The organism is Nitrospira marina (genome assembly GCF_059568365.1).
Genome location: NZ_JCANTH010000001.1, coordinates 511,328 through 532,101 on the forward strand (window position 1 = coordinate 511,328; position 20,774 = coordinate 532,101).

The window sequence follows — 20,774 nt, forward strand, 5'->3', positions numbered from 1 at the left end:
ATGTCCTCCACCTTACAAAAGGCTGTTCCCAGGGTCAACTTATTGTGACCGTCGGTGTGGAGTGTAGCAAGACGGTCACGTAAACTCGGGGAGAGCATTTTGTGATGAAGGGCGGTTTGACCGATTTTTTAGATATTCAGTAAAATGGTGACCGGGTAGGAGGGTCCGAAACGTGTGTGTTGTCATTTTTTTGAAATCTGTAGCGTAGTGCGCGCAATCCATGAGTCTCCACCCGCCGCGCCATTGGATTTCCGTTGTCATTCCTATTAAAGATGAGCGGGAGAACATCCCGCTATTAGCGAGCCAATTACTCAAGTTTTTTGAGTCAAGGCCTGAAAGTGGCTCCGCGGCATTTGAACTTGTCTTTGTGGATGATGGGAGTGTGGACGGGAGTGGGCCGTTGCTGGATGAGTTATCCAAACAGTTTCCTGCGATACGGGCGATTCATTTAGACCGGAATCACGGGCAAACGGCGGCATTCGATGCCGGCTTTCGGGAGGCCAGAGGAGAACTCGTTGCCACCATGGACGGTGATCTGCAGTATGATCCGAATGATTTTGCTAAACTTCTTCCAATGGTGGAACGGTATGACTTAGTGTGTGGGCGACGGCAAGCCAGACATGACAATCTGGTTCGTCGATGGTCGTCAAAAATTGCCAACCAGGTTCGCAATTGGGCTGTGCATGACGGCATTTCAGATACGGGCTGTTCCTTGAAGGTCTTTAAGCAGGCCGTGGTCAAACGACTTCCTCCATTTAAAAACATGCACCGGTTTTTCCCGGCGCTGGCCAAAATGTATGGGTTTACGGTGACTGAAATACCTGTCCAGCATTTTCCAAGGGCCCATGGGACATCAAAATACGGAATTGGCAACAGGCTTTTCGCCGGTCTGTATGATCTCTTTGCAGTCAGATGGATGCAAAAACGCTGTTTGAACTACACCATGAAGGGTAGCCATCCCGAAAAATCCGAACCGTAGCATTCTTGAGTTGACACCTGTTGGACCTGCTGGAAACGATTGACGTACGTAAACCCTTAAAAGCACCGGCAGGGATCTGAATTGATGGACCCCTTTCGGCGATTCTTTACCTGTTAATAACGATGTTCGAATCCTTCACGCATTCTCTCCTGGCCATGTCGGTTGAGGAACTCCTCTGGATCGGCTTTGGTTTTTTGGGGCAAGGCATTTTTTTCTCACGCTGGTTGGTGCAATGGGTGGTGTCGGAACGCAACGAGGAAAGCCAAATTCCCATGTCGTTCTGGTACATGAGCCTGGTTGGGAGTGTGATTGTGCTGACCTATGCCATTCACATCGCCGATCTGGTATTCATGGCCGGGCAAAGTGTCGGAACCGTGGTGTATGTCCGCAATATTATGCTGCTCCATCAGGCCAATAAGCGAGTCCTGAGTGGATAGCCCTCCCCCTCAACCACTCTTTTCGTCCTCTTTCCGCTCTTCAATAACGCAATCGCCTCTTTTTCAGTTGGTGTGTGTGCTGCTCCTGGCTGCCTGGCTCTTGGGCGTAGATGGTGGATGGTTCTTTGGCCCGGATCTGGGGGCGTTGGGGCTGACGGATCGGGATGAGGGGAGTAATGCCGAAGCGGCCCGGGAAATGCTGGAGACCGGTGATTGGATTTCCCCTACTCTCAACTATGAACCACGTTATGCCAAACCGGCTTTTGTGTATTGGCTCATCAGCGGGTCGTATTCGCTGTTTGGCATCAATGAATTTGCCGCGCGGTTGCCTTCGGCTTTGTCCGGTCTCTGCCTGCTGTTGCTCCAGTACCTATTTGTGCAAAGGTGGGCCGGACCCATGGTGGCTCTTTTCGCTTCCTGCATGTTGCTGCTGAATTTGGAGTTTTTGGGCATCAATCGGATGGTGCTGACCGATCCGGAACTGGTCGTGTTCACCACATTGGCAGGCTATAGCTTTTGGCACGCCCTCCACCATGAACAGGCCAGGCGATGGCTTTTCGCCATATTTTATCTGGCCATGGGATGTGGCATGTTGGTCAAGGGGCCCGTGGGCATTATCATTCCGCTGGTGGGCGTGATCCCGTATCTTACCCTCACGCGCCAATGGGGAACCTTCTGGCAACGGGGCTTTCCCCTTGTCGGAATCCTTGCGGTCGCCGCGGTCGCAGCTCCCTGGTATGTGATGATGTTTCAAATACACGGGGAGGCCTATTGGGCTGCAGCGCAGGCCAATACCACCGGCCGGTTCATGAATCCCATGGAAGGCCATGGGGGGACGCTCTTGTTTTATGTGCCGGTGTTGTTGGTTGGATTTTTCCCATGGAGTGCCTTTCTCCCTTCCGTGTTGTATCACACGGTAAAGCGTTGGAAAGCGTTCTGGCGGGAACAAGGCCTTGCCACGCAAGAGCAACATTTGGAGTGTTTCCTGAGCCTCTGGGTGGTGGGATTGTTGCTGTTCTTTACCTTCTCAGCCACGCGCCTGCCTCATTATATCTATCCTCTGTTTCCGGCCGCAGCCGTGCTAATCGCACTGTGGTGGAAGCGTTTTTTGACAGAAGAAAGGCCGTTTGGACTTACCGCCTCCACTCGTGTCCTCATTGGGGTGGGTTACCTCTTAGGCATCGCAATGATGTTTGTGCCGGCGGTCTTTCAGTTGTTCATGAAGCAAATTGCCAAAGAGTTTCCGGCTGCAGTCCAGGTAGATCTGGCATGGCTTCCGTCGCTGGTAGGCCTTGTCATGGTACTAGGAACCATGCTCATGCGTCAGTGTATGCGATCTGACACCAAGCGCCATCTGGCCTTTTGGGTGGGATGCGGGATGATGCTGATCTTTACGGTATTGGTCGCACGAGGAGGCCTCTCAATTTACCAACAGTATTTCATCGGACCACCGCAGGAGTTAGCTGTCATCGCCGGCTATAACTTAGGCCGGGATGACCGATTGATTCAATTTGGCCGGAAGCGCCCCTCCCTCAGTTTTTATGCCAAACGCAAAGTGTACTTTCTTGGGGTAAAGGACGAAGAACTCCTCCAACACCTCGCCGCTCCCGGCCGAAAAATGGCCATCATCCAAACTCAGCTTCGAGGACAACTTCCCGAAGCCATGGCCCATTGGATTGTCGTTCTGGACCACGGCGGTTTTTCTCTCCTCACCAGCGAACCCTTGCTGTAAAAGCCGGCGGGGAATGTTGGCAGTCTCCCGTCTTTCTACTTTGACAAGCAGCCTATTCGCACTGGACCGGTGAGCCCAGGCCCAAATAGTACCAAAGAGCATATACTTTTTATCCGATTGCACAGGAGTCGTCCGCACACGAGTGCTTCGACAGAAGCTCGGGTGTTGCCGGGAGTGTGGCAGAGGATGTTGCATGCTCCCGCAATAATCCAAGTTCCGCTCCGAGAAGGAGATCGTCATGCACCCCGAACACCTGTCGGTGCAATCCGCCTTGTGCGGTAATCAACACTGTGGTTGGAGTTCCCCTCATCGCATACGCTCGCATGGTTCGGGGAAGCGGATCGCCATCCGGTCCTGGCAGGTCGACTGCAACCGGAAAACGAATGCGGTACTCATGCAGAAACGCCCGCAGTGACGACAACCCCATAGCCTCATGGTGCTCGAATACCGTATGCAACCCGATGACCCGGACGTCCGGAAAGAGCTTGGCGACCCGCTGAGCCTGTGGCAGGCCATGCGATACACAACCGGGGCAGAGCATCTGAAATGCATGAAGAAGCACGACTTGTCCCCGAAGCCCGGACAGGCTGAGAGGCTCGGGTGTATTGAACCAATCTGTGGTCTGCCATTCTGGAGCTAGCTGGATTTCCATCAAAAGTCTCCTTCGTTGATTGATGGTTGAGTATTGGTCTTTCATGCAAGATACTAAGCCTGCAAGAGTCTTTCAAGAAGGCACTTTTTGGTAAGGGGGCTGACTGAATGGTTCAGAATAATCCGTCGATGGGGGTGGGGTCGGAGTTGCAGGATGGCAGGAAAATTCCTGTGGCCTCGATGGTGGAGAGTATTGTGGGCTGTAAGTGGTCTGTCCGCTTACTCCAGCTTTGTGCCGAGGGGCACAATCGCCCTGGTATGGTGCTCCGGGCCTGTCCAGGTCTGTCGGCAAAGGTCATGAATGAGCGATGGCGAAAGATGATCCGTTTCGGCATCATGCGGCGCACGGTGTTGGGACAAAAGCCTCCGGTTGAAGTGGAATATCAACTCACCCCGTTCGGTCGTCGGTTCTTGAAAATTCTTGATGAAGTACGCAAGTTACAGGAGGCTGTGGATGTTGGGGGCATCTCGGAAACCACCCATTCCGCGAAGAAGGCTAAGTCGAGTGGTCGCGTTATGCCTTCAAAAAAACCGAGACGCCTCTCCGCGTCTGGTTTTTCCTCGAAAGACTTTTAATACATCCATATGTGAATACCTTCAATTCTAATTCACTTTTTTTCGGATCTGGCCTTACAGCTTAACGACCTATATCGGGAATCCATTTTGGGGCGTCCCAGTAAATAAAAGTGCTGACAGGTAAGCGCATCGCACTTGCGTCCCCAACTCTTGTGTCAACGTGATTTTCTGTGGTACCGGGTTTCGCCCCGGCAGGCGAAGTTTTGCATGGTGCGTCTCGAAAAGCGCGACTATTGTTTGGTTCGTCTCGAAGAGCGAATTCGTTGTGTGGAGAAAAAATGACCAAATAGCGGTTGCACTCTACGAAATGCAACAAACAAATTGACGCCCCGTCCGGCCTGATCGAATGGGGCGGACACAGGCCACGGAAGGGCGGACCAACTCGCGGAGCTTGTCCTGAGGTTTCTCGAAGGGCTCCAACAAGGCCTGCCCAGTGAAAGTGCGTCCGCCCCTGGAGCCGTCCGGCAGGCGTCGGACAATCATGTGAAGAAAAATGAATTTGCTGGCCATTGTGCTAAATAGCCTTGCTTGAGGGGGGCACGAAGACAATAATCCATATAGTGAAGGTCTTCCAATCAAGCAAGCTAATTCCTTCATTTTGAGGGAGACATCGTTTTTTGGGGGACAAATTCTAAGAAGTATTGGCGGGGGAGGAAGGTGTGTTCTTTGGCTAACATAAAGCCGGCTTGTTCCATGTCCTTGATGACTTGTTCTTTTGGAACAAGGTGGCGTTTTGAAAAGCCGAGTGTGCCGGATCGTGCATCGGCATAGTAGTCGATGATGACCACACGTCCGTTCGGCTTGAGCGCAGGCTTGGTGTTGGCCAGATAGTCGATCTGGTCTTCCAAGTGATGATAGACATCGCATAAGAATACGATGTCTGCATTGTTCCCGGAAAATGTAGGACCTTCTTTTTCGGCCAGAATAAACCGGACTCTGTTAGCGAGACCAATTTTTTCCAACTCTCCTTTGTTGTAATTCAGCATTTTCTGTTCAACATCGATGGCGATGACCCGCCCCTTGTCCCCCACCGATTGTGCGAAGCGCCGAGTGAAATAACCCGAGCCTGCCCCGATATCAATCACCATCATGCCAGGAGTGAGGTTCAGGGCCTCAATGACTTTTTCTGGCTGTTGGTGCTGATCACGTTCCGGGCGTTCAAGGGCGTGAATATATCTGTTGATATCCCATGTTTTCTGTGCACAGCCTGCGGTAAGACTTGCGAGTAGGAGCCCAAATACTAGTCCAAATAATTTTGGACCCGGTGAATGTAATGAAGATGTTGAAAATGGTTTATGCATGGGCCTCTCCATAAAGTTTGTGTGTGGTTCTCAGCTTTTTGTACAACCTAAAAACCATAATTTGAAAGATGAAACGGGAGACAAGGGTTTATGACAGTTCTTTCCGTGATAACATACTGGGTAGCATGTACTTACAATTCATTTTGCGACAGTGTAAATCAATTTAATGAGGTGCGTGTAGCCATTTAAAAATAACCCAGAAAAGAGAGTAATCAGAAATCGGGAGGGAGGCAATTTCCCCATTTGAATAAATTAATAAAAAACAAAGACAGGAGGAATTATGACAAAGATCATTATGAAAAGCTCTAGCATATTTGTCGGAAGTATGGCCAGCATATGCTTATTGGCAACAATTGCAATTGGTAATCCCGCGTTGTTGCCGGCGCATCCCGGCCATGAAATGGACATTCAAAACGACCAGAGCAATCAGGATCGAATGGACGGAGGGGATCAGATGGATAGCCAGAAGCACATGGTAGAAATGAATATGAGGGGCGGACAGAATCCAATGGCAAATCAAAATCAAATGGGTGCTCAGAACTCTCTGCGAAGTCAGGAGCCCATGACAGGGAAAAATCCTAGTGGGGATCAGAAGCAACCGGGCCAAAATCAGACCAACGGACCTAGTCAGATAAAGAGCCAAAGCCAAACGAATGGTGGTGAGCAAGATATGAACATCGGTGGTCAAATAGACAGACCAGACGAGAAACTTCAGGGACCTCGTGATTCAAAATTAGAGGGTTATTAGGCGTCATTAGTACTCATTGAGTTAAAACAATTAACGGGAAATTTATCGGAAGAGCCTTAGATAGTCTCCCCGATAAGAAGAATAAGTTAATTTTTAAAAGAAAATAAATTCCGGAGGGGGAGAAAGGTTTCAAGACCCTTCGGATGATAAACATCAGTAGGATCTAGAGAAAAATGACAAAACTAAGCACGGCCTCAATCCACAGGACATTGAGTCCGGCGAGGAAACTATTCTTGACCTCAGTTGGAAATTCGGATTGAGTCCCCAGCCACCAGATCCTTCCTGCCATCACACTGGCTCCCACGATCATCAAACTGCCGTTGCTGGATGCTACTCAAAGCCCCCAAGGATGCGGACCAGGCCGGTACCTCCGGTTGAAAAATGATACTGGAAACTGAGCTTTTCCCCATCCATAACAGACACAAACCCAATCCTGTCATGACCAGCATTGATGCAAGGTATACAGAAGGACCGGGTTCCAACTGAATGCCTGGGTGCGGAACAAGAATCCATGTCAGACCAAAGGCGGTAACAGCCACGGATGACTAAGTGTGAGGGCCTGCCGGGCGACCTCTTTCCAGTTGTGAGGATGATGAATGTTGATCAGCGAGGTTCCGATCCCCATCAGCATAACGACTAGGAATCCGAAAGAAAAAGGTAATACTTGCAATGGGTTAAATCTCTTATGGATTCTTCTCCATGCGGAATTGCACAATTATCTGGAGTACGGATTCTAGGTGCGCTCAAGGGGTAATTTATGACAGAAATGCCTAAAAATGGCCGCCAAGGGTTTTTGACAGTTACGGCCGCACAGGTGAGGTATAGGATGTAGTAAGTTCCCTTAAATTTTTTAATACTGGGAGCCTCAACTTTTTATTGCTTTTCGGGAAGGAGGCTTACAAGAAAGCATTTTTCTTCTCCCCTAAATTGGACCCTTCCCGAGATCATTTCATAACGAAGTTTTAGGAAGAGAAGAATGAAGTCTGAGGATCCAGGAAATTTCTGGGTATGCCAAGCTCTTTGAGCCCTACACCTAAATTAAATCAGGAGGCATTATGAAAAACGTGATGAAGAATAAATCTATTATATTTTTTGGCAGTTTGGCAGGAACATGTTTACTGGCCACAGTAGCCTTTGCCAATCCCGCACTAGTGCCGGATCATCCAGGGTATCCGATGAAAGAATCGAAAAGTCCGGTGAGTGGCGTCACCACGGCTAATGATCCGGGGCAGGAAAATTTTTATGGCCAAAAAGCCTTGAACGCTGCCACGAAAGGATATACTGACGATCTGGAAACCCGTCGGTCCGGGGCAATGGGAGCCAAAGAATCAGAGAGCCAGAATAAGATGGGTGACCGCTCCCAAACGGGTGGACAAGATCAAAAGATGGGACAGGAACACATGACGAGCCAAGATCAAAAGGGTCACCAGAAATAAATAGAAGAAGAGGACAACCCAGGACCCCGGGCAATTTTGAGACCCTCATTGGGACTCTGGTTGATGGAAATTTTTCTGAACGGGGGCTATAAAGGTAATCCGAGGGGGACTGTAATGGTCCTCCTCGGCAGAAAACATAGAAGAGTTGTTTCGCAAGAAATTTCAAAAGATGGAATTGCTGAAGGATCTGAAATTCTGTCACGAATGGCAGGAGTTAAGCGGACCGGATGAAAAAAATCAGGATTGAAAGGAAAAATATAACGAGTCCTCTCATCGCTTCGATCCAAATGGGATTGAAGCCGTCGAGGAATCTGTTCTTAACCTCAGTGGTTAATTCGGATTGAGTCCCCTGCCACCAAATTATTCCCGTCATCAAACTTGCTCCCAGAATCACAACGCTTCCCGTCGTGGTGGCTAAGCCAAGACCCATGAGCAGACGTGGCCATTGGGGGAGCCCTCGTCCGGAAGATGGGGTTCCTTCCGAGGTGAGTTCCCGTATCCACCAGAGTCTTAGCCCCAATCCAACCGCTATACTTATCAGTCCGAGAAAGAGTGAGAGGGATGGTTCCAATTCAATGCCTGGATGGGGAGCAATGATCCAGACGATACCAAAGGCGGTAATCAGCCAGGGGAGACCATGAGTGAGTGTATGTTGAAAGAATTTCTTCCACTGGTCCGGAGGATGAATGATGATGAGCGCGGTACCGATCCCCACCAGAACACCGCCAAGCACATCTGTAGGGAAATGGGAACCGGTGATGACACGGCAGGTTCCATTAAACGCGGCTAGCCCGAACCACAGCATTTTGCCTTTTGGGAAATAATGGGCAAGGACTGCGGCTACGGCAAACGAAGCGGTGGTATGACCGGAGGGAAAGGAGTCCCATCCACTTTCAAGTGACGGGGCAATTTCCCAGTCCTGTCCAAGCCTGAGTCTTGGGCGAGGGCGGCCTATAGTGTGTTTCAATATTTGCGTAATAAGTCCGGCAACTCCGTGTGCGAGTAGGGTATGAATACAAGCGGACTTCCAGGTCGGCCAACCGAATCGAAATCCCACGGCCCCAATGGCCAATGATATGACCACCAGGGTGACCCCGTCTCCTAATCGGTTTCCCACATTGCCGATGTGGTCGATGGCAGGATGGGTGAAGCTGTGAACGATCTGGAGGGTTGGACCATCGATCTGAGCAAGAAAAGCAAATAAGCCAAGGAAAAGGAGCCCGGATAGCCAGAATATCACGAGAGGAGTCTGGTGGAGAGGAAACTGTGGACGTCGGGGTGAAGAAGGTGAGGGTGATTGGTCAGTCACAGGATTGGGGAACGGGATTCGTCAACAGCCTTGGTCGTATTTTTTCTTCCGTCTGTGGAAATTCTTCCCCTCCTTGATCCTCCCTCCAGACCAGGGAAGATCAAAGCGCTCAGTTCACATGACATTCGTCAGGTTAGGGTACCCAGTCAGCGAGAAAGATGTTGAATTCTTTTGGGTTGGCGGCATTCCGATCGGATGACCATACCACCTGTTTTCCGTCAGGGGAGAACATTGGAAAGCTATTGAAGTGCCCTTTGAAGGTGATTTGTTCGGGGTGCGTGCCATCCTCATTGATCATATGCAAGTGAAAAGAGGGACGCCCCTGATGATCGGGCGGTGTCGACAAGTTTGAGGAATAGATGATGCGTTTCCCATCGTGAGCAAAAAATGGGGCAAAATTCGAACGCCCGTTGTGAGTGACCTGTATCTTGTTGGAGCCATCAGTATTCATGATGAAGATTTCCAGGTTTGAGGGTTCCACAAGGTTTTGACTGAGCAGGTCACGATAGGCCTTCACGTCCTCGTCAGTTTTCGGATGATGGGCCCGATAGACAATTCGTTTATTGTCGGGAGAAAAAAATGCCCCGCCATCATATCCGATTTCCTGTGTCAGTCTCTTCAAATTTTTTCCATCGATATCCATGGTGTACACATCTAAATCTCCATCACGAATGGAGGTGAAGACAATGGTTTTTCCATCTGGAGAAATGGTGGCTTCGGCATCGTACCCATGGGCGGAGGTCAACCGTTGTACGTCCCGGCCGCCGATATTCATGGAGAAGATGTCATAATCATCGAGAGCCCACCGGTAGCGTTCGGTCCTTTCGGGAACGGGTGGACAAAATTGACTACTGATATGCGTGGAGGAAAAAAGGACACGCCGGCCACCGGGGAAAAAGTATCCGCAGGTGGTGCCGCCCAAGCCCAGGCTGACTCGCCGGACATTTGTGCCATCGAGGTCCATAATATAGATTTGATAGCAGGACCTGAGCGTCTTGCCATCCGGTTCCAGGGTTGATTGGTACACCAACCGGTTGCCCTCATCCGAAAAATAGGCTTCGGCATTTTTCCCTGAAAAGGTGAGCTGCCGGATATTGGCCAAATGAGGTTCCGGATGATCCTGATCCGCCGGTGGTTCGGCAGCCAGGGCGGTATTCCACACTAGCAACAAGGACAGCAGGGTTAACGGGAGAATGTTTTGTATCGAGAATGTGGATAAGGTCGGATGCATTCATGAACCTCACGGTGAATGGCGAATAATCTCGCGTGTAGAGTGTACGGGTTGAAACATCCCCCGGGCAATCACTTTTCCTTGCTTGAAGACCAGATAGCTATCCCACCCGTAGAAAAACAACAGCCGTGAAACGGGCTTGACGGCTTCAGGAGACCATCCGAAAAAAAATGTGACGGTATGGATCGCATCCCGGGGATGGGCGCACGAAATCAGGAAGGCCATCTCCGGGCCTTCGAAGGTCTGTTCCTCAATGGAGAGGTGTCCCGGGTGAAGGTCCATGGACTTTTCGCAACTATTGAAGGAACCGGATTCCAACAGACGACGGGCAGGGGGGCCGATGACTAGATAGGAAGCCGATTCAGCAATGACCGGATCGTCGGCTTGGATGGTTTCGATGCCGGGTTGTTCTTCAAGACGTTGAAACAGAGTTTCTAAGCTTTGAGCCTCTTCTTTTGTCAGGGTCTGAGGTCTGATGAGAATCCGACGGGTGTCGGTTTCCCACTTATTTAACATGGGCGGGATTTGTGCACGGAGAAGGTGGAGCAGAAGATGGTGCTCGGGATCAATGGCGAGTCTTGTCGGACTCGCCGGGAGAGGCAGCGTGAACGGTTGTGTGGCCCGATCCACGTTGAGGAGGGCGTTATGCATGATTCCCCCTTGGAGATCGAGGTGGAGGGGAAGGCGAATGGTGAACATTGGGTCCGCCTGCAGGATTGTTCCGGTCAGGGTGAACTGTCCCTGTTGCGTGGGATCTTCCTGGACCAAGATATCCTGGATGTCCAGATTTGGTGCGCCGGGTTGATCAATCCATTGATGGAAAAACCAACTGAGGTCTCGTTCAGCCGCCTGTGAAAAGATCCGGAGAAGATCGTTCCACTCCAGATAGGTGCCCGTCCCTTCCTGAATTATGTGGCGAACCCCGTTGAAGAAAGCCACCTCTCCCATTTCTTGTCTGAGCATATGAAACACCATGGCTGTTTTTTGGTAGCCAATGGCATTATCCTGCCGGGTTTCTTTGTGGTGGAATGCCCGCACGGGATATTCCTTGTCCGGCTCCGCATACAAATTATATTCGTAGACCATCCGCCGTCGGGTATTGAAGGCCTCCTGCTGATGCCCTTTGGCCTCGTCATAGTAGTAATTGGAAAGATAAGTCGTGAGCCCTTCCACCCAATTTCCTTGAGCAAAGTCATTGAATACGGAATTTCCAAACCAGGAATGGACGATTTCATGACCGAGAGAATAGGGTTGGGTATATCCGCGCCGAATGACCCCTTCACCTAAGAGGGTGAATGAGGGGAGCCCAAGTCCGCTCGGAAAAAAGTTTTCCACGACGGCAAATTTTGTAAACGGGTAAGGACCCAAAAGATTAGTATACATTTGAAGATAGTCAATGGTCGCTTCTATATATTGCGGAGCCAAGTGCGCGTCTTCGGGGAAAAGATAAGTGGCGAGTTGAATGCCCTTCCATTCCTGCTTCTGCACCACAAAATGATTGGCAGCCAACGTCAGAGCTTCACTTGGGAGGCTCACCTTCCATTGGGTGGTTCGGCGTCCGTCAGTCACGGTATTGATAACTTCCCGGCCTTGGGTGATCGTTTCCCAGTCTGAAGGGAGGCTGAGGGTGAGATCATACGTCGAGAGGGTCTGTTCCCATGTGGGATGCCAGAATGTTTCATAGGTCAAATACACCCCGTTGGGTCCAATATGTCCGTTGGTGTCGTCCGGTCTGACGAAGCGAAGTCCACCTGAGGCTTTTGGAGAATCGTCAATTTGCCCATGATACGTCAGTGTCAGGACTGCCGGTTGGTCCGGATCGTCAAGGGGAGGTAAAGGAATTACAATAACCCGGCGCGTTGATGCCGGCGGGATCGCGGTTTCTGAGTGATGGGGGATTGGAAGCCGTGTGCCGTTGAATTCAACCCGATCGATTGTGAGCTGAGGATGCAGGATAAATGAGACGGACGAGTTGGCGCGATGGGATGGAGGAAGATGAACGGTGTCCGATCCGGTAATGGCATGGGTGTCTGGATTCAATTGAATATGTAATCCATGGTGAATAGGCATCAACGCCTTGGCGTGAACGGGATTCGTCATTGCCATGCACAGCAATACCAACCCAAGGACAAATGATGGGACTCGTACTGCTTGCGGGAAGATTCGGTGAATGAAATTCACAAGCTAATTTTCTTGGTTAATTTCCGAACACCATGTGGTTCTCCGACAGAATGCTGTGTGGAAGCAAGTCGGAACGTATCAGGCCTCTGAGTCTTCTGTCGGGAGCAAGGCCTCGACAAACGCTGAAGCCTGAAAATCCTGGAGGTCCGCTTCCCCTTCCCCCACACCTATCAAACGAATGGGAAGATTGAGTTCGTCGACAATCGCCACGACCACTCCGCCCTTGGAGGTTCCATCCAGTTTGGTCAAGGCTAAGCCGGTGACGCCGAGTGACTCATGAAATTGTCGGGCTTGCGCAATGGCATTCTGCCCCAGCGTGCCATCCAGGACCAGAAGGGTTTCGTGCGGGGCGTCGGGCATTTCCCGTGCAATAATTCGTTTGATTTTTTTCAATTCATCCATCAAATTAATTTTGGTATGCAGCCGACCGGCGGTATCGATGAGAACGACGTCCACATTTCGAGCTTTCGCCGCGACCATGCCATCAAACACCACGGCGGCAGGATCGGAGCCCTGCTTCTGCTTAATCACCTCGATGCCTGTGCGCTTTCCCCAAATATCCAGTTGTTCAATCGCCGCAGCCCGGAAGGTGTCGCCGGCGACAAAGAGTGTGTGTAATCCTTGTTGCTTCAACCGATGCCCGAGTTTGGCAATGGTCGTGGTTTTGCCGACACCGTTGATGCCGATGATCAAGATCACAAATGGACGAGGGCCGCGTTGAATGAGTTGTTCCAGCGGTTCGGTCTCGCCCTTCCGAAGAATGTCCGTGAGGAGAGTATGGAGGACCGCTGTCGGATCGGTCCCACTGAACACCCGTGTTTTATCTTTCAGCATCTCAAGAAATCGCTCGACTGTGTGTATGCCGACATCGGCTTCCAGGAGACTGGATTCGACATCTTCCAGGGCAACGGGATCCAGGTGTCCCCGCCCCAGCCGACGCAATGACGTTTGCACGGTCTGACGTGTTTTTGCTAATCCCTTCTGAAGACGTTCAACCCATTTCATAGCTGATGTTCTCGATGATTACGACAAAAAAGTGATGCATGGCTTTTTGTTATGCAAGAAGACGGAGTGCAGGCGAAGAAAGGCGACCGAAGATCGTGCGTTCTTTTCGCTTCATCCGTTTGGCTTCCCGATCGGTTGTTTCATGGTCATACCCCAGCAGATGAAGGGTGCCATGAATGAGTAAACGCAGGATTTCTTCATCGGCGGTGTTGCCAAACCGTGGAGCTTGAGCCAGTGCCACGGGAATACAAATCACAACATCACCCACGAATGCCAGTGGCGACTGTAAGGCATCCTGCATGGGGAAGGCCAGCACATCGGTCGCATAGTCCCGCTGCCGGTACGTCCGGTTGAGTTTCTGCATGCGAGCCGTGCCGACGAAGGTGAGACTCAAATCAGCCGAAGGATACCCTGCCTGTTGTAACACGGCTTGTGTCAGTCGGCACACCGTTTTGGGGCGAACGGATACTCGCCGGAGGTGAGAACGAAGCCACACAGCCATCGGGTGTTACCGCGCGGGCCTCTCGCCGTTGGTGTCTGATTTTGAATGAATTCCGGGAGATGCGGTCGAATGGCCGGATGATATGTTGTGCGGGCTGTTATTGGGCAGTTGGTGTTCATACCGGTCGTACGCTTTGATAATTTCTTTGACCAATCGATGCCGGACCACATCTTGTTCGGAAAAATACACAAATTGAATTCCGTCAATATTGAGGAGAATGTCAGCAATCTGCGCCAATCCGGATTTCTGCGAATCGGGGAGATCGATTTGGGTAATATCCCCGGTCACAATGGCCTTGGAATTCAGTCCGAGCCTCGTCAAAAACATTTTCATTTGTTCGGTGGTGGCGTTTTGGGCTTCATCCAAAATGACAAAGGCATCGTCCAGCGTTCGTCCCCGCATGAACGCCAGCGGGGCGATTTCAATTTCGCCACGTTCGATGAGCCGATTGGCCCGATCAATATCCATCATGGTGTACAACGCATCGTACAATGGACGTAAATAGGGGTGCACTTTGGCAAAGAGGTCGCCTGGAAGAAAGCCGAGATGTTCCCCTGCCTCCACGGCTGGCCGTGCGAGAATGATGCGACTGACTTGTTTATGTGTGAGAGCGGCAAGGGCCATGGCCATGGCCAAATAGGTTTTCCCGGTCCCGGCGGGGCCAATGGCTATGACCAGATCTGACTTGTTTATGGCTTCCAGATAGGCCTGTTGATTGGGAGTTTTCGGATTGACATTCCCTTTTTTTGTCGGAAGCGCGCTTGCCGAAACGGTATAGGGTTTGAGCGGAGTGTCTCGTTTTTCTTCTGTCGCCAGAATGGCTCGTGAAATATCGTCGGGTTTCAATTCGTAATAGGTTCGGGTCCAATCGGCTAACTCCCGCAAAATGTGTTCGGCCCGCAGAACTGACTCCGGTTGACCATGAAGGGTAATCTCATCGCCCCTGGCTGCCATTCGCACCTGGAGCTCCCCTTCGATCATTTTGAGGTGCAGATCGTGCGGGCCGAAAAGATTGGCTAAATCGACCCCTTCTCGTAGTTTAATTTTTCGCACGTCGTATTCGACTCAACCTCCGGTTAGCCGCCATTAAACTGATACTTGATTCTAGCAAAGGTTTCAGTTTGGCTCAAGGAATGAAATGAAGGGCTACCGTCTTTTTTGGCAGATCGAACAAAAGAACGAACTGCGTTCACTTTGCAGGCGGGTGATCAGAGTGGGGCATCCATGCAAGCAGGGCAATCCTGCCTTCTGATATATCTGGTGCGCTTGCTGGAACCGTCCATACGACCCATCCGGAGCACGAAAATCTCTGATGGAGGACCCTCCAGCGGCAATGGCTTCACCTAATACGGTATGCATGGTGTCATAGAGCCGTTGACAGGCTGAGGCGCCCAGCCGATAGCCGCGAGCTTGTGGGTGCACCCTGGCCCGAAAGAGGATTTCATTGGCATAAATGTTTCCAATACCCGCGAGCCGATGTTGATCGAGAAGAAAGGGTTTCAGCCTGCCTCGACAGCTTTGAATGAGCTGGATAAAGGATTGTGCACCAATATCCATGGCGTCAGCACCGAATCGGCGATGCATGAAGGCTTCCAATTCCGGTGGGGTGAATAGCCAGAGCCGGCCAAACCGTCGAGGATTCCAGTAATGCAGTTCAGTGGCCGCAGCTCCGGAAATCTCGATGCGGCAATGGATGTGTTGAGGAGTTGAGGCCAAGGCAGGATTGAAAAACCAGAGTCCGGTCATTCCCTGCTCCGAAAGCAGATACCGGATTTCGTTGGCTCGATGGCAGGTAAAGATGAGACATTTGCCCTTCCGGGCGATATGGGTGATCGTGGAACGCTGAAACCAGGGGATGAGGTCGTGTCCGGTGCGCACAATATCCGAACGGTGGATGGTGAATGTTGAAATGTTCCCACCCAGGACATGCCGGTTCAGATGGTTGAGGATGACTTCGACTTCAGGGAGCTCGGGCATAGAGGGTGATAGTGTAGGGTGATAATGCGAGGACAATAAAAGGGTTGAGCGTGGATTGGTCAGGTTTTCCTTATGGCCTGGAAGGTTGTATCAGATTACCAGGGTGTTGAAAAAGCCCTTCAGCGGCGTTCCCTGCTTTCGCCGGCGCGGCCTCCCGTCTACACGCTGAAGCACTTCGACTCGCCAGTGCGAAAGCAGGTCGCCTCTTGGCCATACACACGTACTTCTCGGTATGCTCCACCAGTCCAGGCGGCAACGGTCTTCCCTTTAAGGGGCCTCAGGGCAGGTCTGGACCGGCCATTTGGGTCATCCTCCGTCGCCCATAAAAGCTCGTAAAAATTTTGATCCCGATAAGCTCTCAGAAAATTTTTGAGTCTTGCAACAGTTTGTTGGAAGTGGCACTGGGTATTGCCATGTTTTTTTGGTGAGGTATCTATTTGGTCAAGCCATAACCCCCCGGCTGATGGATGTTCAGATGGGATTGAGCCAACCTCTGAACGGGAAGCCCTGGCCTGTGAAGAGGATCTGGAGTGTTTGGTTGCGGGATCTCTGGGAAGAAGCCTATACTTTAAAGCGGGACCTGTGCTCAATAGCGTGGATAAGGAAGAAGCATGACACAATTAAGCATCAAACAGATTGAAGAACGGTTAGGGGAGGTGAAGTGTCCTATTTGTAAGGCCAACCGTTTTGGAATTGACTCCAGGACAGCAACGGAAGACGGCGAATGGAAAGCGATTTGTATTGGGTGCCACTATATGTTTCCCGTCCATACCGATATGGAGTTTTATGTACAAACACAGCCGGATATCCCCTATCATCTCAAGGAAATTCCATGCCCATCTTGTCGGCATCGCGGGGTGTCCCTGGATTTTAGAGCGGTGCTTTCGGTTCGTGAATCGGTCTATTTTGTAACCTGTCCCAGTTGTCAGCTCAAGTTCCCTGAGCGGTCCCATTTGGAATCGTTTGAGTAATCATCGTAGAGGAGAATGTCATCATGAATCACGATAACACGTCCGAAGAACCCAACGATTCTAAACCTAACGACGCCGAGGATCCTAAGGCTATCTCTCAAAAAAAAATAAAAAAAGAATTGTCCGTTGTGTCTCTCCCGCATGATAATGATGTGATGGCTCAGGAAATGGCCGATCTGTTTGACGAAGATCGGGTCACGCATAAACATGGAAATGCCGAACCCGAAAAAGATTAGTAAAAAGGCCAATCAAACTTCCTGCCCTTACGAAGCTTCTTATCCCTATTCCCCTATATCGTGGTTGTCTTCTTCGCGTTACCTCAATAGAGAGATTCTTGGTTTTAGCCCTTCCAACGCGTAGGTATTCCCTCTATCCTTGTTGAGACGATCATTAATGATTTATGGCTTTAAGTGCATGAATTCATTATGCATTAAGAATGAAATGGTCATGGATAGCTGGAGGTGTTGTGCTAAATACGGGGGCCTTTTCATCCCTGTGCCGTAAAGAAAAAAATGAAACGGGATTTTGACTCTTTTACAAAAAATTCACATAAAGATGAAAACCTCTCTCTGTATTTGCTGGGGTTTGGTGTCTTGTTACCATTTTTTACCAATGTTAGGATGTTAGCGCTTAAGGAGTGTCCCCTAAGACGTAGAAGTTGTTGACCTACCTTGTGGAGTGACGACTATGAGCGTGATCGAACCCTCAAAAAAAACATTCAAAAACGTGGCCTATGAAGTTTCGAGTTCCTCTGAGGGAACTTCGTCATCTCAAGAGGAGGAATGGGCAACGCAGTCGGAAGAGGGGAGCCTGGATAAAGTCAGGGATATTCTCTTCGGGGCCCAAAGTCGGGAAATCGACAAACGATTCGCTGTATTGGAGAATCGGTTGTTACAGGAAAGCGGGCGGCTACGAGAAGACCTCACCAAATCCGTTGAGGATCTGAAAGTGCAAATGAATCAGGAAATCCTGGGGTTGGTCGGAAAATTACAGCAGGAACAGGATCGACGCGCCTCTACCATTCAGGACATGGGACAAACAGTCAAGACCGTTGAAGCCCAAGTCGGTCAACGAATTTTGGAATTAACGGAGCACGCTTCGAATCGCTTCCAGGCAATGAGCGAGGAAATGCAGAAGCAGAAGCATGAGCTGATTGAGCAGGATCAGGAGGCCATGCGCCAATTGGAATCTCAATTTCAACAAGCGGTTATTGAATTGAAGATTGAGAAAACCGATCGGGCAGTATTGGCCGAAATGTTGATGGAAGTCGCCTTGCGCCTCAAAGTGGGGGCGAAGGACACTGAGAACCAATCATGAAGCCTTAATCGCGGTCCTTGGGGTTATACCTCCCATGACGAAGGCAGACGATCAATTTCACGCGTTTTTCCCCCCTCCCACCATCAGAAAAACGTCAGCTTCCCCCTGAAGGGCAATTATGGAACGTACGGGTCGTTCGTCTCCAACTCAGACACCATCGGAATATGACAAAGGAAAGTCGGAGGATTTTTCGGCCCTTCGCCGGTTGTTGCTGTCCCCGGAGCAGGTTCAATTAGATCGGTTACGACAACGACTCGATACGTTGGTGGTCGATGCCCAGGAGGTGAGCCGCGTCCTTCCGGATGCGATACGACTTCGAGCTCGGCAGGATAATCGGTTATTGGCTTCTATGCTGCCGATTACACAAGAAGCGTTGGCCCTTTCCATCAAGCAATCTCCTCAGCTTATTAGTGATTCCATCGCCCCCATCTTGGGATCCGCCATTCGAAAGGCCATTTCCCGGGCAATGCGGGAAATGCTCCAATCTCTCAACCAGACGTTGGAATATAGTATGTCCTGGCAAGGACTTCAGTGGCGATTGGAGGCCTGGAAAACAGGAAGACCTTTTGTGGAAGTGGTGTTGTTACATACCCTTCGATTTAGAGTGGAGCAGGTATTTTTGATTCATAAAAAAACGGGATTGTTACTCAATCATGTGATGGCCGAAGGGATTTCCAGCCAGGGGGAAGCGGCCATTTCCGGCATGTTGACGGCCATTCAGGATTTTGTGAGAGATTCGTTTCAGCAAGGTCAGGAGGAAGGATTGGAATCGCTCAGGATAGGCGATTTGACGGTCTGGATAGAACAGGGGTCCAGGGCTATTTTGGCCACAGTGATTCGGGGAACCCCTCCTGTGAAATTGCGGGATTTTCTTCAAAACACGCTTGAATCCCTTCATGCCCAATATTCCGATTCTCTGCAGAATTTTCAAGGCGATGCCGCTGTTTTTTTAGAGACCAGGCCTCATTTGGAAGATTGTCTCCAAGCACAATTCGTGAAAAAACGAAAAGGTCTTCCGGTCGTATTCTGGGTATTAAGTGCTCTTCTTGTGGCCCTTCTGGGATGGTGGGCCTATCAGGCTTCTCTCAATCATCAACAGTGGACTGAGTTATTGAAGCGCATCGGGGCCGAGCCGGGTATTGTGGTGACGACTATTCAGGAGGAAGGGGGGCGAACGGTGTTCCATGGATTGAGAGACCCTCTGGCGGTTGACCCTGAACGGTTGCTGGAAGAGGTGGGATATTCTTCCCATGCGGTCGGCTTTCATTTTGAACCGTTCATTGCCCTCACTCCCGAGATGATTCGTAAGCGGGCAGTGACAGTTTTACAGCCACCCCAATCGGTGGAGGTCAGCCTTGAGGGGAGCCGGATCATGCTAACGGGGGAAGGTTCTCATGCCTGGATTTCCAAAGTAAAGCAATCCGCCTTGGCAATCCCGGGGATTTCGGAGATTTCCTTGGAACGTCTCATAGACACAGACATGAAACAATTTGAAGCACTTCAAGTTGAATTGGAAGGGCAGGCGATTTTCTTTTTGTCAGGGCAGGAGCGGTTGCCGAATAGGGAATTGGTCAAGATTCAGCAGGTGAAACACATTCTTCAGAAATTGGATAAGAAAGCCATGCAGCTCGGTCTTGAGCCCGCTATTGATGTCGTGGGATATTCCAGCCCTGTGGGCCCTCAAGGAACCAATGTGTCCCTGAGTGAAAGGCGAGCGAATAAGGTTCTGAAAATCATTAGTGAAAACCCTTTTCATGTCTTAAAATTGTCGGCCCTGGGCAAAGGGGTTGACCCCGAAGTGAAACCCGGGTCTGGGGAAGGACAGGCGTATTCTGCCAGTCGGCGAGTGTCATTCAAGGTGGTGGAGCCCGGGATAACACAGACCAGGAAAGCGGGAGCGAGGACCGGACCGTGATTCAGAAAAAAATTTGTATGTTGGGTGGGTTTGCCGTGGGGAAAACGAGCCTGGTGAAACGATTGGTCTCCGGCATTTTTTCCGAAAAATATCTCACCACGGTTGGTGTCAAGATTGATCAAAAATCTTTGTCGGTACGCGGGCAAGACATTCTGCTGGTTCTTTGGGATCTCTATGGCGATGATGACTTCCAAAAAGTTCGGGCGTCATATTTGCAAGGGTCATCGGGATATATCCTGGTAATTGATGGAACAAGGCAGGAAACGGTTGATGTGGCATGCAGGTTACATGAATTAGCCCTAAAGACCATCGGTCCTGTTCCTTTTGTCCTCCTGCTTAATAAACATGATTTGGTGGACGAATGGGTGGTGGAGTGTCCCATGGTTTCTGATCTCAGTGGCCAAGCCTGTCTGGTCTCCATGGTTAGCGCAAAAACTGGTGAAGGTGTTGAGGCGGCGTTTTCTGCGTTATCTGAAGCGATGCTGAAATCCTGAAGACGGGCTGGA

At 50.5% G+C, this 20,774-nt stretch carries 20 protein-coding genes; 11 read left to right on the forward strand and 9 right to left on the reverse strand.

Annotated features, from left to right (window positions below; translation table 11 throughout):
• Positions 1 to 220 precede the first annotated feature (220 nt).
• The 3 genes from LX98_RS02190 to LX98_RS02200 all read left to right on the forward strand — a co-directional run bounded on the left by LX98_RS02190 (position 221) and on the right by LX98_RS02200 (position 3,148).
• Positions 221 to 979 carry a glycosyltransferase gene (locus LX98_RS02190; RefSeq protein ID WP_496427336.1) on the forward strand — a complete coding sequence of 253 codons (759 nt, stop codon included), beginning with the start codon at positions 221 to 223 and terminating at the stop codon, positions 977 to 979.
• A gap of 122 nt (positions 980 to 1,101) precedes the next feature.
• The gene (locus LX98_RS02195) at positions 1,102 to 1,416 is read left to right on the forward strand and encodes a lipid-A-disaccharide synthase N-terminal domain-containing protein (RefSeq protein ID WP_496427337.1); all 315 of its coding nucleotides are present in this window, start codon (positions 1,102 to 1,104) and stop codon (positions 1,414 to 1,416) included.
• A gap of 76 nt (positions 1,417 to 1,492) precedes the next feature.
• Positions 1,493 to 3,148 (forward strand): phospholipid carrier-dependent glycosyltransferase, encoded by a 1,656-nt coding sequence (locus LX98_RS02200; protein ID WP_496427338.1) that lies wholly within the window; start codon positions 1,493 to 1,495, stop codon positions 3,146 to 3,148.
• 109 nt (positions 3,149 to 3,257) lie between these two features.
• On the opposite strand, the gene LX98_RS02205 is transcribed toward LX98_RS02200, so the two are convergent.
• Positions 3,258 to 3,800 (reverse strand): thioredoxin domain-containing protein, encoded by a 543-nt coding sequence (locus tag LX98_RS02205; protein ID WP_496427339.1) that lies wholly within the window; start codon positions 3,798 to 3,800, stop codon positions 3,258 to 3,260.
• 107 nt (positions 3,801 to 3,907) lie between these two features.
• On the opposite strand from LX98_RS02205, the gene LX98_RS02210 reads away from it, so the two are divergent.
• A complete protein-coding gene (locus LX98_RS02210) occupies positions 3,908 to 4,375 on the forward strand; it encodes a winged helix-turn-helix transcriptional regulator (RefSeq protein WP_496427340.1) in 468 nt (155 codons plus the stop codon).
• Positions 4,376 to 4,968: 593 nt separating this feature from the next.
• Here LX98_RS02210 and LX98_RS02215 read toward each other — a convergent pair.
• The gene (locus LX98_RS02215) at positions 4,969 to 5,676 is read right to left on the reverse strand and encodes a methyltransferase domain-containing protein (RefSeq protein WP_496427341.1); all 708 of its coding nucleotides are present in this window, start codon (positions 5,674 to 5,676) and stop codon (positions 4,969 to 4,971) included.
• A 280-nt stretch (positions 5,677 to 5,956) separates the two neighbouring features.
• Here LX98_RS02215 and LX98_RS02220 point away from each other — a divergent pair, with 280 nt between their 5' ends.
• Both LX98_RS02220 and LX98_RS02225 read left to right on the forward strand, forming a co-directional pair.
• Positions 5,957 to 6,424, forward strand: coding sequence for a hypothetical protein (locus LX98_RS02220; protein WP_496427342.1), 468 nt, complete (start codon positions 5,957 to 5,959; stop codon positions 6,422 to 6,424).
• 1,055 nt (positions 6,425 to 7,479) lie between these two features.
• On the forward strand, positions 7,480 to 7,860 hold the full coding sequence (locus LX98_RS02225; protein ID WP_496427343.1) for a hypothetical protein: 381 nt from the start codon (positions 7,480 to 7,482) through the stop codon (positions 7,858 to 7,860).
• Between the two features lie 214 nt (positions 7,861 to 8,074).
• Here the strand turns inward: LX98_RS02225 and LX98_RS02230 are convergent, their stop codons facing one another.
• The 7 genes from LX98_RS02230 to LX98_RS02260 all read right to left on the reverse strand — a co-directional run bounded on the left by LX98_RS02230 (position 8,075) and on the right by LX98_RS02260 (position 16,065).
• Positions 8,075 to 9,100, reverse strand: coding sequence for a phosphatase PAP2 family protein (locus LX98_RS02230; protein WP_496427344.1), 1,026 nt, complete (start codon positions 9,098 to 9,100; stop codon positions 8,075 to 8,077).
• Positions 9,101 to 9,302: 202 nt separating this feature from the next.
• Entirely contained in the window at positions 9,303 to 10,400 is a 1,098-nt protein-coding gene (locus tag LX98_RS02235) for a TolB family protein (RefSeq protein ID WP_496427345.1), read from the reverse strand.
• Positions 10,401 to 10,409: 9 nt separating this feature from the next.
• Entirely contained in the window at positions 10,410 to 12,581 is a 2,172-nt protein-coding gene (locus LX98_RS02240; protein WP_496427346.1) for a M1 family aminopeptidase, read from the reverse strand.
• A 78-nt stretch (positions 12,582 to 12,659) separates the two neighbouring features.
• Complete coding sequence (gene ftsY / locus LX98_RS02245; RefSeq protein ID WP_496427347.1) at positions 12,660 to 13,586, reverse strand: signal recognition particle-docking protein FtsY; 927 nt, start codon at positions 13,584 to 13,586, stop codon at positions 12,660 to 12,662.
• 49 nt (positions 13,587 to 13,635) lie between these two features.
• Positions 13,636 to 14,088, reverse strand: coding sequence for an rRNA maturation RNase YbeY (gene ybeY / locus LX98_RS02250; RefSeq protein WP_496427348.1), 453 nt, complete (start codon positions 14,086 to 14,088; stop codon positions 13,636 to 13,638).
• Positions 14,089 to 14,094: 6 nt separating this feature from the next.
• Complete coding sequence (locus tag LX98_RS02255; RefSeq protein WP_496427349.1) at positions 14,095 to 15,141, reverse strand: PhoH family protein; 1,047 nt, start codon at positions 15,139 to 15,141, stop codon at positions 14,095 to 14,097.
• Between the two features lie 93 nt (positions 15,142 to 15,234).
• Positions 15,235 to 16,065, reverse strand: a complete 831-nt coding sequence (locus LX98_RS02260) for a DNA-formamidopyrimidine glycosylase family protein (RefSeq protein ID WP_496427350.1) — start codon at positions 16,063 to 16,065, stop codon at positions 15,235 to 15,237.
• A 611-nt stretch (positions 16,066 to 16,676) separates the two neighbouring features.
• On the opposite strand from LX98_RS02260, the gene LX98_RS02265 reads away from it, so the two are divergent.
• The 5 genes from LX98_RS02265 (at position 16,677) to LX98_RS02285 (ending at position 20,762) form a co-directional block, all read left to right on the forward strand.
• On the forward strand, positions 16,677 to 17,036 hold the full coding sequence (locus LX98_RS02265; RefSeq protein WP_312644140.1) for a hypothetical protein: 360 nt from the start codon (positions 16,677 to 16,679) through the stop codon (positions 17,034 to 17,036).
• Between the two features lie 23 nt (positions 17,037 to 17,059).
• The gene (locus LX98_RS02270; RefSeq protein WP_496427351.1) at positions 17,060 to 17,272 is read left to right on the forward strand and encodes a hypothetical protein; all 213 of its coding nucleotides are present in this window, start codon (positions 17,060 to 17,062) and stop codon (positions 17,270 to 17,272) included.
• 451 nt (positions 17,273 to 17,723) lie between these two features.
• Positions 17,724 to 18,353: a hypothetical protein gene (locus LX98_RS02275; RefSeq protein ID WP_496427352.1), complete on the forward strand. Its 630-nt coding sequence runs from the start codon at positions 17,724 to 17,726 to the stop codon at positions 18,351 to 18,353.
• A gap of 118 nt (positions 18,354 to 18,471) precedes the next feature.
• Positions 18,472 to 20,268: an OmpA family protein gene (locus LX98_RS02280; RefSeq protein ID WP_496427353.1), complete on the forward strand. Its 1,797-nt coding sequence runs from the start codon at positions 18,472 to 18,474 to the stop codon at positions 20,266 to 20,268.
• The gene (locus LX98_RS02285) at positions 20,265 to 20,762 is read left to right on the forward strand and encodes a Rab family GTPase (RefSeq protein ID WP_312741408.1); all 498 of its coding nucleotides are present in this window, start codon (positions 20,265 to 20,267) and stop codon (positions 20,760 to 20,762) included. Before LX98_RS02280 ends, LX98_RS02285 begins: the two co-directional genes overlap by 4 nt.
• Positions 20,763 to 20,774 lie beyond the last annotated feature (12 nt).

Bases quoted from the DNA above. Each gene is read 5' to 3' on its own strand.
- ftsY (WP_496427347.1), bottom strand. From the start codon at position 13,586: ATGAAATGGGTTGAACGTCTTCAGAAGGGATTAGCAAAAACACGTCAG.
- LX98_RS02215 (WP_496427341.1), bottom strand. From the start codon at position 5,676: ATGCATAAACCATTTTCAACATCTTCATTACATTCACCGGGTCCAAAA.
- LX98_RS02235 (WP_496427345.1), bottom strand. From the start codon at position 10,400: ATGCATCCGACCTTATCCACATTCTCGATACAAAACATTCTCCCGTTA.
- LX98_RS02195 (WP_496427337.1), top strand. From the start codon at position 1,102: ATGTTCGAATCCTTCACGCATTCTCTCCTGGCCATGTCGGTTGAGGAA.
- LX98_RS02265 (WP_312644140.1), top strand. From the start codon at position 16,677: ATGACACAATTAAGCATCAAACAGATTGAAGAACGGTTAGGGGAGGTG.
- LX98_RS02210 (WP_496427340.1), top strand. From the start codon at position 3,908: ATGGTTCAGAATAATCCGTCGATGGGGGTGGGGTCGGAGTTGCAGGAT.
- LX98_RS02220 (WP_496427342.1), top strand. From the start codon at position 5,957: ATGACAAAGATCATTATGAAAAGCTCTAGCATATTTGTCGGAAGTATG.
- LX98_RS02225 (WP_496427343.1), top strand. From the start codon at position 7,480: ATGAAAAACGTGATGAAGAATAAATCTATTATATTTTTTGGCAGTTTG.
- LX98_RS02270 (WP_496427351.1), top strand. From the start codon at position 17,060: ATGAATCACGATAACACGTCCGAAGAACCCAACGATTCTAAACCTAAC.
- LX98_RS02260 (WP_496427350.1), bottom strand. From the start codon at position 16,065: ATGCCCGAGCTCCCTGAAGTCGAAGTCATCCTCAACCATCTGAACCGG.
- LX98_RS02190 (WP_496427336.1), top strand. From the start codon at position 221: ATGAGTCTCCACCCGCCGCGCCATTGGATTTCCGTTGTCATTCCTATT.
- LX98_RS02275 (WP_496427352.1), top strand. From the start codon at position 17,724: ATGAGCGTGATCGAACCCTCAAAAAAAACATTCAAAAACGTGGCCTAT.
- ybeY (WP_496427348.1), bottom strand. From the start codon at position 14,088: ATGGCTGTGTGGCTTCGTTCTCACCTCCGGCGAGTATCCGTTCGCCCC.
- LX98_RS02280 (WP_496427353.1), top strand. From the start codon at position 18,472: ATGGAACGTACGGGTCGTTCGTCTCCAACTCAGACACCATCGGAATAT.
- LX98_RS02205 (WP_496427339.1), bottom strand. From the start codon at position 3,800: ATGGAAATCCAGCTAGCTCCAGAATGGCAGACCACAGATTGGTTCAAT.